Genomic DNA, 15,702 nt, shown 5'->3' on the forward strand with positions numbered 1-15,702 from the left:
TTATTCAGTTGACCTGTCTTTCCCTGTCGCCCCACGACCGCGCGCGCAGCTGTCGACGCAGGATCTTGCCGCTCGGATTGCGTGGAATAGAGTCGACGAATTCGAAGCGGGCCGGAATCTTGAACAGTGCCAAGCGGTCTCGGCAGAACAGAACCAGCTCGCGGGCGCGAACCTGATGATCGGGTCTGCACGCGACGAATGCGTACGCCAATTCGCCCAGCACATCGTCGGGTACGCCGATCACAGCCGAATCCGCGACGGCAGGATGTTCCGCGAGGATGCGCTCGATCTCAGTGGGATAGATATTCTCGCCACCGACAATGATCATGTCTTTGAAGCGATCCCGGATATAGATGTACCCCTCGTCATCGAGAAAGCCCGCGTCGCCGGTGTGAATCCAGCCGTCCACCAGTGTTCGTGCGGTGGCGTCGGGAAGGTTCCAATAGCCGAGCATGGCCGCCGGCGTGTGCAGGCAGATCTCGCCCACCTCGCCGTTGGGCCGTGGTCTGCCCATCGCATCGATGATCTTCGCGGTCACTCCCGGATAAGGACGGCCCGCCGCCGCGAGCCGCAAGTTGCCCGACTTATGATCGGCAGGCGGAAGGCAAATCGCGGTGTTACCAGTCTCGGTGAGCCCGTAGATCTGAGCGAACTCGGCGCCGCACAGCATCATTGCCTCGCGGAGCAGGGTTTCGGAGATAGGTGATCCGCCGTAGACGACTTTGCGTAGTGAACTGAAGGTATCGGCAGTGACGTGTGGCTCGTCGATGAGCAGCCGCAGCATCGACGGCACCAAGCACACGATAGTGATTCCGGTGTCTTCGATCAGCCGCACCGCGTCTCTGCTGTCAAATCGCGGCATCGCTACATTGGTGATGCCTGCCGCGAATCCCTGCATCGCCCACCAGATTCCGCCAACGTGGAAACCCGGAATGCCGATAAGGCTGCGATCGCCCACACGGAAGTCGATCCAGTCCAGTCCATGCTCGGCGAGCGCGTCTGTGATGGCAAAGAAGCTGTGCTGCGCGAGCACCACCCCCTTGGGCAGTCCGGTGGTTCCGCTGGTGTAGAGCTGAACCATCGGATCCGCACGGCCGGATGGTGTTTCGTGCGTGCTTGGCTCGGCAGGGCAGCCGAGCCAAGCAACGAATTCGGTGTCGTCGATCCGCAAAATGCGTTGCGTCAGTGCTGCGGAACACGCAACGTCGGCAGTCTCGGCATCTACCAACACCAGCGTGCTGCCCGAATCCTGCACGATGTGCTCGACCTCAGGTGGGGCCAAGCGGAAGTTGATCGGGACCAGCACCGCGCCGAGCCGAGCACAGGCGAACACCAGCCGGTAGTAGTCGACCGATTCTTTGCCCAGATAGGCGACCCGAACGCCGGTAGTCACACCGGCGCCTGCCAACCCGTTAGCGATTCGGATGCTGTCGGCGCGCAGTGTGGCGTAGTCGAGTTCAATTCCGGCGCAGACGATTGCCGTGATAGCAGGACGGTTGCTCGCATGATCGTCCAACATCGAGGTAATGGTCGACTGCGTCACGTCACCGGCTCCAGCCGTCTCCGAGGGGATACGATGGCCAGCCGCACACTCGCCGCACACTGCCCTCCCAGGTCGTCCCAGCATCGGAAGGTGGTGTCCAGCGCTGTGAAGGGGGCCCTATCATCGCTGCGGAAGCGTTCCTCGACAGCGGAAAGCGTGAATTCCCCGTGGAATCGGAGAGGGTGGATCGGCCTGTGAAAGGTGCTGTTAAAACGCGTGATGAGGATGTCGGGCAATTGCCGTTCCCAGTAATCGTCCATGGTCCACGTACCGAAGTACTGACCCACCTCGTGCCGCACCAAGACCGCGAAGGTCTGGTACATGATCTGGTTATAACAGATGTTCATCTCGACCGCATTTAGATGACCAGTGGCATCGATGTAACAGGATTCCGGGATCTCGAACATCCCGGTGCCGGTCACGCGCAGCCCTTCGGTGTCAACCGCCAGCCTGCGCAGATAGCGACAGTGAGGCTTGTAACAGCGCAGCACGTCGGCCATCAACTGCTCGTCGTGTGGGAAGTGCTCGCGTGTCACTAGTGAGGACTCGCTCACCGACACGAATTCGGCGGCCATCGGGACGATTTCGGTGGGCACACCGGGTTCATGACGAACTTCGCACGGCTGTCTGTGGTCGCGCCAGCTACCGCCTCCGGTCTCGTTGCTCATGCTGAACGACCTCCATCGTCATACACAGTGACCCTGTGCGAAACCGTTGGCTCATCACTAGCCGAATGCAATGCCCGGTGCACCAAGCTGCGGTTGTCCCAGATCAGCAGGTCGCCCTTGTCGTAGGTCTGCAGTCGGATCGCCGGATGCTCGAAGGTGCTATCGAGTTGTCCAGTGGCGCTGAGTAGCTCGTGAAGTAAGTCGGGGCGCTCGACACCATCGGCGTCGGTAATGCCGGTGGTGAATCCCTCGCTGACGTAGGCCACCGGCTCGCCGGTGTGCGGATGCGCATGCACGGTGGGCAGGTTCACCGGCGGAGTCGTCGTGGCGATATCGTCAAGCACCTCCGAGATCGGTCTGTAGACATCGTGCGGCCGGATCTTGAAATAGCGGTGCACGCTGTGTGTCGCGGTGGTGCCCTTCAATGCTCGCTGTAGGGCCGGATCGAGCGCCTGGTACTCACGTACCAGATCAATGAAGAATGTGCCGCGATCGCGCGAGGGCACCAACCGGGGGTGAATAAGGGTGAGGTCGAACGGGCGTGGCATGAACTGATAGTCCGAATGCCAGAATTTCCCAGTCTTGGGCACACCGATGTGTTGTTCACCGGTGTCGAGGTTCGACGAGACGAAGACCTCGGCGACGTCCGGGTGGTGATAGATCGGCTCGTAGTAGGGTTTCGGTTCGCCGAAAAGCCGTCCCAGCGCTACAAATTGGTGCGGATCCAGATCCAGCCCTTTGACGACCGCGATCCGTTCGCGATACACGGCGCGCCTGACCTCGACCACGTGTGCGGACGAAGTGGGGTCGAACCCCTCGACGACGACGCCGAACGCTCCCTGTGCGCTGATCCGCACCGCTGCTGATTGGGTTGCTTGCATGACCATCCCGACTATCTAAGTTAGTTCGTTAGACACCCATACGATCTAGCTACTCGCTTCCGTGGTCAATGTCCCAGTTCCGGGACAATGCGATTCCCCTCATATCGTGGAGGCCGGACCATAGAGGAAAGGCCAGATGGCGGAGAAGAGACGCAAGTTCGATGCGGACTTCCGTGAGGGAGCGGTCCGGATCGTGCGGGAGACCGGGCGGCCGGTAGCGCAGGTCGCCCGTGAGCTGGGAGTGAACGAGGGAACGCTGACTACGTGGGTGGCGCGGGATCGGCAGCAGCGCGATGGCGCGGCCGGTGACCGGTTGAGCGAGTCCGAGCGTGAGGAGTTGCTGCGGTTGCGGCGCGAGAACGCCGAGCTGGCGATGGAGCGCGATGTGCTCAAGCGATCAGTGGTCCTGTGGGTGAAGGAGGCGACCAAGTGAGCGTGGCCCGGTTCATCGCCTCCCAGAGGACCGAACACGGCGTCCCGCATGCTGTGGCCTGCCGCGCCATGGACGTGAGTGAGTCGTGGTTCTACAAGTGGCACGACCGGCCGCCGACACCGCGGCAGCAGCGGCGTGAGGAGCTGACCGAGGCGATCCGGGTGATCTTCGAATTCTCCGGCAACACCTATGGCAGTCCCCGCATCGGCGACGAGTTGCGGGACAACGGCTGGCAGGTGTCCGATAACACCATCGCGGCGATCATGGCCGAAAACAACTGGGCGGCACGGAAAGTCAAACACAGACGCGGGTGCACCAGGCCCGGGATACGCCCCGTGGCGCCAGATCTGGTGCGCCGGCAATTCACCGCCGTGGCCCGGGACGTGCTGTGGTGCGGGGACGTCACCGAAATACCGACCGAGGAGGGGAAACTGTATCTGGCGTCGGTGGAAGAGCGGTTCTCGGGCCGCCTGCTCGGATACGCCACCAGCGCTCATCATGACGCTGAATTGACTTGTGCCGCACTGCGAATGGCAGTCGCCACTCGTGGCGGCGATATCGATGGAGTGATTTTCCACTCCGATTGTGCCGAGGTTTTCGTTAAGCCGAGGAAACCTGAGTGTGTTTGTGCCCCTTGATGTTCTGGAGAGTTTTTCGGTTTAACGATTGGTGGTCTGGCTAGCGTTTGTCGTGTTCACGCCCCCTATGGGAAGGAGACGGCGATGGATACGACGATCACCGGGATCGGCGCGGTTGTTGTGGCCGAGCTGCGTTCGGCCGGCTACATGGAGTCGACGATCGGCCAGTACGGCAAGAGCATCAAGGCGCTCACCGAGCACGCGAAGCGGCGTGGTGTGGAGGTTTACACCCCGGCGTTGGGTGCGGGGTTCGCGTCGATGACGACCAGCCCGCGCACGGGACGGTTCAGCGCGCAGCGCCGGTTCGACTATCGGCGGCTGGTGGCTGTGTTCGACTCCTACGTGACGACCGGGCGGGTCGACCTGGCGGTGCGTCAGCGCGGCGGGGGCGGCCCGCGGCCGACCTCCGGCCGGTTTGTGGCGCTTGATGTTTCGTGGGAGACGGACATGGCCGACCGCGGATTGGCGGTGGCCACGCGCGAGGCCTATGGGCGGGTAGCCCGCGGCTACCTGTGCTTCCTCGAGTCGAGCCGAATCCTCGATCTCGATGATGCCGACGGTGGCACGGTGGTGGGGTTCCTGGGTTCGTTGTCGCCGCGGTGGGCGAAGGCCTCGCTGTTTTGGGTGGTGTCGAATTTCCGCCCGTTCCTGGTGTTCACGGGCCGGGTGGATCTGGTCGATGCGGTCAGTCTGGCCGGGGTGAGGCGATCTCATCCGATCGTGCCGGTTCTCGGTGAAGGCGATCATCGGCGGATCATCGCCGCGTGCGCGTCCGGTGTGGTGTGTGCTCGCGATGCCGCGATCACCTTGCTGGCACTGTCGACCGGGTTGCGGGCCTGCGACATCGTCGGGCTGCGACTCGGCGATATCGACTGGCGAAGCCGGACGATCTCGCTGGTGCAGCAAAAGACGGCCAACCCACTGACGGTGCCGATGATCGACGTTGTGGCCTCGACGCTGGCCGACTATGTCCTGCACGAGCGGCCCGACACAGACGGCGATCACCTGTTCGTGCGCCGGGTGGCGCCGCATGTTCGCCTTGGTGATCACGCGGCGATCCACCGGGTGACCGCGACGGTGTTTACCGCTGCCGGGGTGACCGACGCCAAGGGCGGAACCCGCCTTCTTCGGCACAACGCCGCCTCGCGAATGCTGCGGGCCGCGACGCCGTTGCCGACCATCGCCGCGGTGCTGGGTCACGCCAGCGAGGAATCGACCAAGCAGTACATGACCTCGCCTGGCTTCATGAACGCCTACTCACACATCACCGCTGATACCGGGTCGCTGCTGCCGGAGGCCGGATTCGAATGAAACACGACACCACCACCGGCGCACCGGAGTTCTACACGTTCGCGCGTGGCTTCCTGCACACCTACATGCCCACGATCCGCAGGCTCTCACCGAAAACGGTCGAGGCCTACCGGATCAGCCTGGAATGCTTGCTCACCTTCCTTGCCGACCACGAACACATCGACCACACCCAGGTCGGATTCGACCACTTCGACCGACCACGCCTGACAGCATGGATGGCCTGGCTCGCCGACGACAAGCAGTACTCCGCGCGAACTATCGGCCTGCGGATCAGCGCCATCAAAACGTTTCTGGCCTACGCCGCCGCCGAGGACGTCAGTCTCATGGCGCTGAGCCAAGCGGCACGAACCCTCAAAGCTCCTGCCGCACCGAGAAAGCCGATCGAATACCTCACCGAAGACGAGATCCGGGCCGTCCTGGCCGCGCACGCCGGGCGCACCGGCAAATCACGTCGCAACCGAATGCTGCTGATCCTGCTCTACGACACCGCCGCCCGGGTCGGCGAAATCACCGCCCTCACCCTCGCTGACCTGTCGCTGACCAAACCCGGCCACCTCACCCTCACAGGGAAACGCGACAAGAGACGAATCGTGCCCCTGACCGACAAGACGATCGAGCACCTGCGCGTCTACCTGACCGAGTTCCACCCGAACACGGCCCGCCAGCCCGCAACGCGTCCGGTGTTCTACAGCCTCCGCGGCGGGCAACCCGCCGCCCTGTCGGCCGACACCGTCGCCGCCGTCCTCACACAGGCCGCGTCGACCGCCCGAAAAACCTGCCCCACAGTCCCAGCCAGAATCCACTGCCACATGCTGCGCAAAACCAAGGCCATGGACCTCTACCAACACGGCATCCCACTGCCGATCATCATGCGGCTCCTCGGCCACGAAAACGCCTCGACCACCGCCACCTTCTACGCATTCGCCACCATCGACATGATGCGCACCGCCATCAACTCCGCCACCGCCATCCCTCCCGGAGCGCCCCTGACCGACGACACCCTGAAAGCCCTCCACAGCCTGCGATAACCCCGAATCGATAAGCCGAGGAACCCGACAGAAACACACAGCCCACCAGCACCAACACCGCTTCCTCGGCTTAACGAAAACCTCGGCATAATCTGTATTAAGCCGAATTCGGCTTAATACGGATAGGGGCAGCGAATACACGGCTGCGGCGTTCAACCGGCTCTGCCGGGCTGTGGGTGTGGTGCAGTCCATGGGCCGGGTGGGATCGGCCCTGGACAACAGCCCCGCCGAGGCGTTCAACTCCACGCTGAAAGTCGAGTTCGTGCACCGGCACCGGTTCCGCACCCGCGCCGAAGCGAGACTGAAGATTGTCACCTGGATTACCGGCTTCTACAACCCAGTCCGCCGGCACTCGTTGTGCGGCGGGCTGTCACCGATCAACTACGAAATCCATATGGCCGCCGTCCGCGCGGCGGCCGCTGCGACCTGGTCACGAGACGAGGCCGCATAAAGGAACCTCCACGCTTCGAGGGGATTGACAACAAGCCCCGTCATATACGGTTATCTCTCTGCGCGTTAACGTGGATACACCATGACAAAACATCCGTTCGGCTGAGGTCAGCCGCCAGTCGAATGCTGATTGCTGAGCTGCGCCACTGTGGCCCGTTAGCAGTCGGAGCTCTTGTCACAATTGGGTCGCCGCGCTCGGCTCCACTGCGATCCTGGCCAGTTTCGCATGGTGACTCACCCTGCTGGTTTATCGTCACAACGCAGGTGATCCGCTCTATTTGGAGGCGGCAGTTCCATGGAGTACATCGAAATCGAGCGAGCCGGTGTCCTCGCAGGAATAGCAGCGGACCACTGGCGACGGTTGGCTGTCGAGTGGACAGGTAGTAAGCGAGCCGCGCCTTCAGCTTGCAAGACTGGCCAGTCAACCGCTGGAGACAGCAACTGATGGCCATGTTGTCACCGAAGTGGAGCGCTGGCGTGCAAAGCGTGTTGGAACAGTGGAAAGTCGCCGCGGTCGTCGGTCCACCGCTGATCACGGCATTCGCGCTGGTTGTGTGGCAGGCCGGGAAGCCTGGTGAGCGTGTGGCAGCTGCGGCGCTGGGCGCCGCACAGATGTTTCTCAGATATGCGCCTCAGATGATCGCATGTCGGTATAACCGCACAGGTATCGGGCCGGATAGTTATTTGTCTCGTCCGAGATGGCAGGCTTCGAGTCGCCGACGGAGCGTCGTTCGCCTATCGTTCATCGAAGCTAGCACTCAATTCCATAGTCCTTGCGGCAGCTTGCCACTTTCGCATCCCATCCTGAGGACTTGTTCGAATTCTCCTACCGCCCAGGGTGGATTCGCACCGAGTTGGTTACGGAATCCGCCCGTCATGAACCCGAGACCTCAGCGGCCGACCTGATCCGGCAGTTGAAATTTTCCCGCTGCGCAGTCCAACGGCAGATTCTTCCGGCGGCTCAATGAATTAGGATGGGACACGCTGGAACCGTTGGTGTCCGACAAATGGCTCAACACGTCCGCCACATCGTCGAATGTACTAGACATCGACCAGGAACGCTGATGACACTCACTGATTCAGCGAGCATCATCCCCGCCAACGCCGACCAGGAGATCCCAGTCATCGATCCAATGCTAGACCATCGTTCGAAATATTCGGCGTGACTTGGGGAGTGATTCGAGCTCACCGTCGCCGATAACTTGAAGCCTTTCAAACATGACCAACTCCTGGGCGGTCACTCCTACGAGCTGTGAGACGGCCGAATCCAGGGCTGCGGACGCGGACTCCCTCACCGGAGTACTACGAAACCGAAATGCTGACCTGCAGCTGCAGATGTAGCCTCTTTGCATTTAGCGGTAGACGACGTCGTTTCGACGCCGAAACAATTGATGGCCATAGACACATTTCGTGAAGCGTCATCTAACGTCGTTAGCTGCAGAGCATCGGACCTGCACTATTAAGCTTGAGCTTCATTCACTATTGCCAGACAAAGATAATCGACTCGGAAAATTCATAATTCTTTCACTCAGCCACTCGGAATCATCGATCGCGTTATCTAGATATGCGCCAACGACAATAGACTCAATTCCAAATAAGAGTCTCCGCATGTCTGGTTCCGGAATGCACTCACTGTCGGCCCACAATGTCACGCGGCATCGCCCATTATAACCCCGCACTCGCAATGATTGCTCTGGACCCCGATCGACACATTCGCCCACAATCTCCATCTCGGAAGATCCGATATCGAGCTCAGAGACGTCGACCGGGTGATCGGTCGTTGCCTCATCGGTACCGCCCCAGACGACATCAAACAGGCGCTCAATATAGACAGGAACCTCCCGTTCTCTACTTTCCTCGATGACCAGTTGATCAATCTTCTCGCTATTGTAGCTTCCATGTCGGTAACTCTTTAGAAGAGTCGAGTAACAATCCCGGGCCAACCCTAACAAGGATCGGTCTTGAGCTACTCGGCAGTTGACGAGGACCGGCTGGGCAAGGCAGGTAATCGTATCGTGTGTTCTCCTGTCAAACCGGTTGGAGACCATTACCTTCAGCGGAATTGAATCAAGGCCAAAATACCGTGCAAGAAGTGCCACATAGGAAGACAGCATAAATGCCTGTACTGACATTCCAGTCGAATCTGCAAGTATCGTTGCCGCCTTGTACAGCGAAGGCGACTCCAGCATCACGCCCATCAGATGCCGCTCGCGCCAGTCCGCCATCCGCGCAGTGATGTCGGTGTCTAGGCCAGGTAGCAACGATGAGGGACTCTCTTGGAGTTGACGCTTCCAGTAGGATATCGCGCGGGCAGACCGGCCCGCCCCCTCCGGCGAGCACTCGATATTTGCGATATCGCTGGGTTGCCAGATGTCCTGAGCGCGATTTCCATCTGATGCCGCTGCTCCATCTGACAGCAAATGCTGGAACTCAAATTTAAGGATTCGGAGCGTCCAATTATCGATCACAATATGGTTTCCAACACAGTGAATTGCTCGAACCGACCTGTCGTCGCTAGTCACAATCCCGAAACGTATCGGATAATCACGCTCAAGGTCGAATCCGGCCGAGTTGAGACGATCGATCAAATAACTTTCCTCAGAAGAACCTGAAGCAACTTCGAAGACATCGGGTTGGCGATACTTGTGGATTCGTTGAGTCAACACGCCGAGTCTCCCCTCGTGAAGTGTCGTTCTCAGCCCCTCATGGCGATTGACCAGATTGGAGATAGCCTCAATTGCCCGGTTCCGCTGGACACCTTCACTTGGATACCAAATATACGAAACGTTCCAGTGTGGCCAGTAAGCAGGAGGAAACAGTCTCTGTTCATACCACTGACTCTGTTGGCAGAGAGTGGCGGGAGCAGTCTTAATTACCACATCAGTGGTTATGGAGGGTTGGTTTACAATGCATTCATCGATACTTGAAATATCGCCCATTACAAAATCACTACAATCCTTCCAGGTTGCCGACGACGTTCGCCAATGTGAAGGCGGCGTCCTCGTGAGCAAATGTCTGGCGAGAAGCTCGAAAGTTAACCGCGCTTAGGCCTCCACCCACCCACCGGTCAGGGTTTACGTCGCCGCCCACATTCATCAAACTTGCCCCTGCACCGCATGTCACGAACTACGGATAGAGAACTAGAAAACTATACATCATCGCAGGATTATCTCATCACCCGCATCTCGGTCGACATATTGAATCGATGCGAATCAGACTATCGAGCCCGGACACGGCGGAAACCAAACAAACCATTTACTAACCGAAGTCTAAGCAGGATCTAACACCGCTCTAATTCTCCGATCGCGCCAACGTTTCCAGCCTAAGAGAAAGGCTTTCCTGCGGGTGCAGCCGTCGGCTCATCGGCTGCGCGCGCCACCGCGGTTGGCAGGCTGAGACGGCGGGCACGCTCCTGGCAGCACTCATCGCGACAAGTGTCAGGTCGCAGGGCATGTGGATCTTCATGTACGACGCGCTGCACCTGACGACCACGCTGAGGGTGATGTTCTTCGGCTTCCTCGAAACCGGTACAGAAAATCATGCACGACTGTCGACCGTCAGGCAATTCCCCCAGGCTGCCGTCACGGAATTCCTCCAGTAGACGTGCCTCGCTGCGAGCGTAGCGAGCCGCTTCGAGGTGGTCAGCTGGCGGGTCGGCCTGGCCGTTTGCGGGGCCGGAACGAGGGTCCGTCCATCAAGACCTGATGGCTGGTGTTGATCAGTCTGTCGAGCAGGCTTTCGGCGACGACCGGGTTCGGGAACAGGGCATACCAGTCCTTCGGAGCGCGGTTGCTGGTCAAGATCAGCGGCTTGGCGCTGAGCGCGCGTTCGCTGATCAACTCGTAGAGGTCATCGGCGTGCAGGGCGGTGTGCTCGCGCATCGCGAAGTCGTCGAGGATCAACACGTGCGGGCGAGTGTATTCACGAATCCTTTTGCCCCAGGACCGATCCGCGTGACCACCGGCCAGATCAGCCAGAACGCGACTGGTCTTCGCGAAGCGGACGTCACCGCCGCGGCGGGCGACGGCATGGCCCAGTGCTTGTGCGACATGGGTTTTCCCGACTCCGACCGGGCCGTAGAGGATGACCGATTCCCCGGAATCGAGCCAGCGCAGCGCGGCCAGGTCGCGGATCATCGCCGAGGGGAGTTTCGGGTTCGCGGCGAAGTCGAAGTCCTCGAAAGTGGCTTGTTCTTCGAACTTCGCTCGCCGGATCCTCCTTGTCAGGGCATTGGTTTCGCGGCGGGCGATCTCGTCTTCGCAGAGGACCTGCAGGAACTCGAGGTGCCCGAGTTTCCCGTCGCGGGTTTGGGCCAGGCGGGCGTCGAGAGTGTCGAGCATGCCGGTGAGTTTCAGCGCGCGTAGAACATCGCGCAGGGCGGGGTCGCTGATGGACATGAGTGTGTATTTCCTTGCTGGAGTGAAGAATTAGGAAAGAATTGTTGGCCGGGTGGCGGGCGGGTCAGTTATTGGCGAACTGGTCGGGACCGCGCAGGAACGCCGGGACCTCGGCGATATCGCTGGTAGCGGTGCCGCCGAATGGGTCTTCGGTCTCGGTGCCGACCGCGAGGATGCCTTTGACGGTGCGGTAGGACGGGTCGCCGACCTCGATCGCGCGTGAGCAGGCCGCTTCGAGGCGGTCGAGACCGTATTTCTCGCGTAGCCGAAGGATGCCTTGCGCGGCGCGTAGATGGTGGATCGCGTTGGGTGACAACAGATCACCGATCACCAGCTCGCAAGCCGGGCCGACATCGATGGCGATCTTGCGGCACCAGGTCGGGCCTTGCAGGTGGAACGCGATGGTCTCGGGCGGATAGTGCTCCATATTCGTCGCCCGCCCCGCCAGGCGGCGGACATGGGTCGCGACGACGTGCTGGTCGCGGAAGATCTGCACGATGTCACCGCTGGTGCGGGCGTGCAGGGTTTGCCCGATCAGCCGCCACGGCACCGAATACAACGCTTTCCCGATCTTGATGTGGGTGTCGAGCCCGACTTTCCCGGTCGACCACACCGACAACACGAACGGCGCCGCCGGCAATGGCATCAGCGCGTCGCGTTCTGTCGCTTCGAACACCGGCAACGGTTGCCCACCGTCGAGCGCCCGCGAATTCCGCAACCCCGCGACGTCGCAGCACCACCGGATGGCTTCACCTTGCATCTGGGCCAGGGTGCTGAATTCCCTTCCACGCCAGAAGGAATCGCGAATGTACTGCATTTGACGTTCGACGCGTGGTTTATCCTTCGGTTTGCGGACCCGAGCCGGGTCGATCAACGTCTGGTAGTGGACGGCGAGTTCGGCGTAGGTGCGGTTGAGTTTCGGGTCGTAGAGATCGGGTTTGTCGACGCCGGTGCGTAGGTTGTCGATCACGAGCCGGGCGGGGACTCCGCCGAAGAACTCGAATGCCGCGACATGGGAAGCGCACCACGATGTTTGATCCATCGACAGCACCGGTTGCAGGAACGGCATCCGCGAGCACGAGAGCACCATCACGAACGCCTGCACCGTCACCCGCCGCCCCGAGGTCGGATCGAACCACGACCCGAGCCGGCCGTAATCGATCTGGGCTTCGCTGCCCGGTGGCACCGGCGGGCGCATCACCGTCACTTTGGCCCGGGCGGCCTCGTCAGCGAAATGTGTTGCTATCCAACGGCGTACAGATGATTCCGATACGTCCACCCCGTGGTCGTCGCGTAAGCGTTGCGCGATCGTGGCGACCGTGACACGGTGACCCAGCCAGGACTTGATCCGCTCAGCGTGCGGGTCGATCAACGACCATGTCACTGCCCGCGCGCCCGGATCATGCAGTGCGGGAAACCATTCCGCGACTCGCTCGGCCCACTGCTCAGCAGAAAGGGGTGGGCTCGCGCCCGGTGTTATGCCAGCGGCAACCGCTGGCGCGACGTACTTCCGGATCGTTTTCCGGTCGATCCCCAGCGATGCCGCCAGTTCGCGTTGTCCGCGACCGGCCTGCCAGTGGGTGTAGAGCTCGACAAGATCGAACATCGAGAAACTCCTCCTCGCCATCTCTTTCTCGCTCTCCTCGCCGGAACAACCGTCGAGGACAAGCGAACATGTGTGCGAGACACGCCGACCGGCGACACACCGCCAGGTGGGGGAATTACGTGACGGCCGGTGGAGGAATTGAGTGACGGACAGTGGGGGAATTCCGTGACGGAACTACCCCTCACCTGGGGGAATTACTTGACGGCTGACACGACACGCTCGGACACGGCCGTCGCGGTCGCGACCGCAGGTGGCGACCGCGACGCGTTCCAGCAGTCGGCTGGCCAGGTTCGCGGCGGTCTGGATGGTTTCGGTGTCGGTGGCGGGACATGGCGGCGGGGCAGTTCGTGCAGCGCCCATCCGGCGGTGAAGGCCATCGTCAAGCTCTCGTCGAGATCGGTGTTGCCGAACCTAGCGGTGCGGAACTCCAGTGAGCGGATGCCGTCATCGGTTCCGGCGGACTGTCCGAAACAAATCAGACAGTCCCGTTCTCGACGCGGAACCTTCCGAACTCGCTGACTATCGCGGGATCGCGATGGTCGAGGAACAGGGACGTTTCGGTGTCGAGGGCAGTGATGGCGGTCATCTCCTCTTCGGTGAGGGTGAAGTCGAAGATATCGAGGTTCTCGATCATGCGGTCCGGGCGTACGGACTTGGGGATGACGACGACCTCGCGCTGAATGAGCCAGCGCAGGACGATCTGGGCGACGGACTTGTCGTGAGCCTCGGCGAGGGGGGTGAGAGCCGGGTGTGCGAAGAGGTCGTTCCGGCCGACGGCGAGAGGGGCCCAGGACCCGATCTGGACGCCGTGCTCGTGCATGAACTGCTGGTCGGCGGAGCGCTGGTAGAACGGGTGGGTCTCGATCTGGTTGACGGCGGGCACGATGTCGTTGTTGTCGATCAGATCGATGAGCCGATCCGGGAAGAAGTTGGAGACCCCTATAGCACGGATTTGGCCCTCGCGATGGAGGTCCTGCATCGCGCGCCACTCGCTGTAGACGTCGCCGTAGGGCTGATGGATGAGGTAGAGGTCGAGGTGGTCCAGGCCGAGCTTGCGCAGTGAGGTGTCGAACGCGCGCTTGGTGTTGTCCTCGCCCGGGTCCTGGACCCACAGCTTGGTGGTGACGAACAGTTCCTCGCGTGGAATGCCGCTGGCCTTGATGGCACGGCCGACAGCCTCCTCGTTGTCGTAGATGGCTGCAGTGTCGAGTAGTCGGTAGCCGGCGGTCAGGGCATCGGTGACGGCTTGTTCGGTCTGCTCGGGCGGGATCTGGTAGACGCCGAGACCGAGCATCGGCATGTCGATGCCGTTGTTGAGGGTGACGTACTGCACGGGTTTCCTAATCGGTAAAAGGGCGAATCGGCCGATTCCAGCCGACTCCGAAACGGCGCAAGCTCGGTGATCCGCTTCCGGAGCCGGTTCCGCTCCTCGCGTTCCGCCGCGCGCCTCATGATCGACCCGCAGCTCACTCGATACGAACGCCCTCGAGTCGAGTCGCACTGAGGCTTTGCAAGGCTGCGCCTGCCGACGGTGCCCACGTAGCATTTCCACCTGGGCGGCCGTGGATTCCGTTATCGCCGATGAGTAGGCCGGCGAGTGCCTTCCATACCGTCCAACCGCGAGCGCGGCGTTGGGTCGCTGCGTCAGCAGCTGGCGAGTAGCTCTGATAGAAACGGTCGATGACCCCGTTGGGCAGCAGCATCCAGCAGGCAGCCAGGTCACAGGCCGGGTCCCCTGCGCACATGTCGCCGAAGTCGACCACGCCGCAGAAGTTGCCCTCGAGGCTCGATGGACGAGTCCCGGACCACATGCGTAGGTAGACGCCCTGGAAGGCTATTCCTCGATCACGGTTCCGCGACGAGGTGGCGGGTGTCGCCAAGGCTGACGACCTGCCGGTTGTGGAAATAGTCATCCTCCCGGAGTTCGGTGATGCTTCCAGAAGCGGCTTGGAATCGGACGTAGTCGAGTGATTCGACCGGCAACCTAGCCCACGATGCCACGGCGAATGTGATTGCACCGCCGTGGGTCACGATGATCTGATGTTCGCAGGCACTCTGCCCGATCGCGTCCATTGCTGCATAGACCCGGTGCGCGAATGCGGCAATGGTCTCCGATCCCGACACGCCTTCATCGTGTCGCATCCGCACCCCAACAGCAGGCGGGGGTACGAACCGCTGGTTCAGCCATTCCTGAGGCTTCCCTTCGGCCTCGCCGTAGGACTTCTCGCGCAACCTTCGATCGAGGACCGGCTTCACTTCTAGCACATCACCTATGACGGTAGCGGCCTGCGAAGCGCGTTGCAGATCCGATGAGAACAACTCCACGTCGGCCTGCTCGGGGATCTTTGCCCGCAGCGCCTGGGCAATCGAAGCCGCAGCGCGTGAACCCGCAGTGGTGAGCTGCGAGTCGTACCACCCACCCACCAGTCCGTCGACGTGGTGGGTCGACTCCGGGTGCGCGATGACGTAGACAGTTCGCACTTGTAAGTTCCTTCTTGATCAGGAGTTTGCCGCGCTGGCCGGGCATCATTCATACACATTCGTCGATCGGTACCGGACCAAATCCGGACCGGTTGCCGAGGGCACAGCATATCGCGAACCTCGACCGCGGATACCCACTAAGGCAATGCTTTACTAAACAGCTATACAACACCATCCACCCTGGATTATATTGAAACAGATATAGGCTACTACGGCTTCTAGTTTTCTGCGTGCATGGTCAGTCCCCGACTATCTGACCCTGGAGC

General features: G+C 61.1%; 15 protein-coding genes. 6 read left to right on the forward strand and 9 right to left on the reverse strand.

Going from position 1 to position 15,702, the window contains the following annotated elements; all coding sequences use genetic code 11:
- Positions 1 to 4: 4 nt before the first annotated feature.
- The 3 genes from OG203_RS31305 to OG203_RS31315 are packed head-to-tail and all read right to left on the reverse strand — an operon-like array spanning position 5 to position 3,098.
- Positions 5 to 1,603, reverse strand: coding sequence for a long-chain-fatty-acid--CoA ligase (locus OG203_RS31305; RefSeq protein WP_405160826.1), 1,599 nt, complete (start codon positions 1,601 to 1,603; stop codon positions 5 to 7).
- Positions 1,540 to 2,211 carry an FcoT family thioesterase gene (locus OG203_RS31310; RefSeq protein WP_405160827.1) on the reverse strand — a complete coding sequence of 224 codons (672 nt, stop codon included), beginning with the start codon at positions 2,209 to 2,211 and terminating at the stop codon, positions 1,540 to 1,542. Before OG203_RS31310 ends, OG203_RS31305 begins: the two co-directional genes overlap by 64 nt.
- Complete coding sequence (locus OG203_RS31315; protein ID WP_405160828.1) at positions 2,208 to 3,098, reverse strand: TauD/TfdA dioxygenase family protein; 891 nt, start codon at positions 3,096 to 3,098, stop codon at positions 2,208 to 2,210. The genes OG203_RS31310 and OG203_RS31315 overlap by 4 nt, the downstream gene beginning before the upstream one ends.
- 130 nt (positions 3,099 to 3,228) lie before the next feature.
- Here OG203_RS31315 and OG203_RS31320 point away from each other — a divergent pair, with 130 nt between their 5' ends.
- The 5 genes from OG203_RS31320 to OG203_RS31340 all read left to right on the forward strand — a co-directional run bounded on the left by OG203_RS31320 (position 3,229) and on the right by OG203_RS31340 (position 6,953).
- Entirely contained in the window at positions 3,229 to 3,525 is a 297-nt protein-coding gene (locus OG203_RS31320; protein WP_405160829.1) for a transposase, read from the forward strand.
- Positions 3,522 to 4,163 (forward strand): DDE-type integrase/transposase/recombinase, encoded by a 642-nt coding sequence (locus tag OG203_RS31325; RefSeq protein ID WP_405160830.1) that lies wholly within the window; start codon positions 3,522 to 3,524, stop codon positions 4,161 to 4,163. Before OG203_RS31320 ends, OG203_RS31325 begins: the two co-directional genes overlap by 4 nt.
- A gap of 84 nt (positions 4,164 to 4,247) precedes the next feature.
- On the forward strand, positions 4,248 to 5,474 hold the full coding sequence (locus tag OG203_RS31330; protein ID WP_405160831.1) for a tyrosine-type recombinase/integrase: 1,227 nt from the start codon (positions 4,248 to 4,250) through the stop codon (positions 5,472 to 5,474).
- A complete protein-coding gene (locus OG203_RS31335) occupies positions 5,471 to 6,502 on the forward strand; it encodes a tyrosine-type recombinase/integrase (RefSeq protein ID WP_405160832.1) in 1,032 nt (343 codons plus the stop codon). The genes OG203_RS31330 and OG203_RS31335 overlap by 4 nt, the downstream gene beginning before the upstream one ends.
- A 181-nt stretch (positions 6,503 to 6,683) precedes the next feature.
- Positions 6,684 to 6,953, forward strand: coding sequence for an integrase core domain-containing protein (locus tag OG203_RS31340; RefSeq protein WP_405168063.1), 270 nt, complete (start codon positions 6,684 to 6,686; stop codon positions 6,951 to 6,953).
- Positions 6,954 to 8,424: 1,471 nt separating this feature from the next.
- Here OG203_RS31340 and OG203_RS31345 read toward each other — a convergent pair.
- Positions 8,425 to 9,891 (reverse strand): condensation domain-containing protein, encoded by a 1,467-nt coding sequence (locus OG203_RS31345; RefSeq protein ID WP_405160833.1) that lies wholly within the window; start codon positions 9,889 to 9,891, stop codon positions 8,425 to 8,427.
- Between the two features lie 524 nt (positions 9,892 to 10,415).
- Between OG203_RS31345 and OG203_RS31350 the strand changes: the two genes are divergently transcribed.
- Positions 10,416 to 10,553 carry a hypothetical protein gene (locus tag OG203_RS31350; RefSeq protein WP_405160834.1) on the forward strand — a complete coding sequence of 46 codons (138 nt, stop codon included), beginning with the start codon at positions 10,416 to 10,418 and terminating at the stop codon, positions 10,551 to 10,553.
- Positions 10,554 to 10,593: 40 nt separating this feature from the next.
- Here the strand turns inward: OG203_RS31350 and istB are convergent, their stop codons facing one another.
- The 5 genes from istB to OG203_RS31375 form a co-directional block, all read right to left on the reverse strand.
- The gene (istB, locus tag OG203_RS31355; protein ID WP_405159506.1) at positions 10,594 to 11,349 is read right to left on the reverse strand and encodes an IS21-like element helper ATPase IstB; all 756 of its coding nucleotides are present in this window, start codon (positions 11,347 to 11,349) and stop codon (positions 10,594 to 10,596) included.
- A 64-nt stretch (positions 11,350 to 11,413) separates the two neighbouring features.
- Entirely contained in the window at positions 11,414 to 12,955 is a 1,542-nt protein-coding gene (gene istA, locus OG203_RS31360) for an IS21 family transposase (RefSeq protein ID WP_405159507.1), read from the reverse strand.
- Between the two features lie 475 nt (positions 12,956 to 13,430).
- Positions 13,431 to 14,288 carry an aldo/keto reductase gene (locus tag OG203_RS31365; RefSeq protein WP_405160835.1) on the reverse strand — a complete coding sequence of 286 codons (858 nt, stop codon included), beginning with the start codon at positions 14,286 to 14,288 and terminating at the stop codon, positions 13,431 to 13,433.
- A 133-nt stretch (positions 14,289 to 14,421) separates the two neighbouring features.
- A complete protein-coding gene (locus tag OG203_RS31370) occupies positions 14,422 to 14,868 on the reverse strand; it encodes a phosphotransferase (protein WP_405160836.1) in 447 nt (148 codons plus the stop codon).
- Positions 14,801 to 15,418, reverse strand: coding sequence for a histidine phosphatase family protein (locus OG203_RS31375; RefSeq protein WP_405168064.1), 618 nt, complete (start codon positions 15,416 to 15,418; stop codon positions 14,801 to 14,803). The genes OG203_RS31370 and OG203_RS31375 overlap by 68 nt, the downstream gene beginning before the upstream one ends.
- Positions 15,419 to 15,702: the final 284 nt, after the last annotated feature.

Source organism: Nocardia sp. NBC_01499 (assembly GCF_045040275.1).
In the GTDB taxonomy this organism is placed as follows: domain Bacteria; phylum Actinomycetota; class Actinomycetes; order Mycobacteriales; family Mycobacteriaceae; genus Nocardia.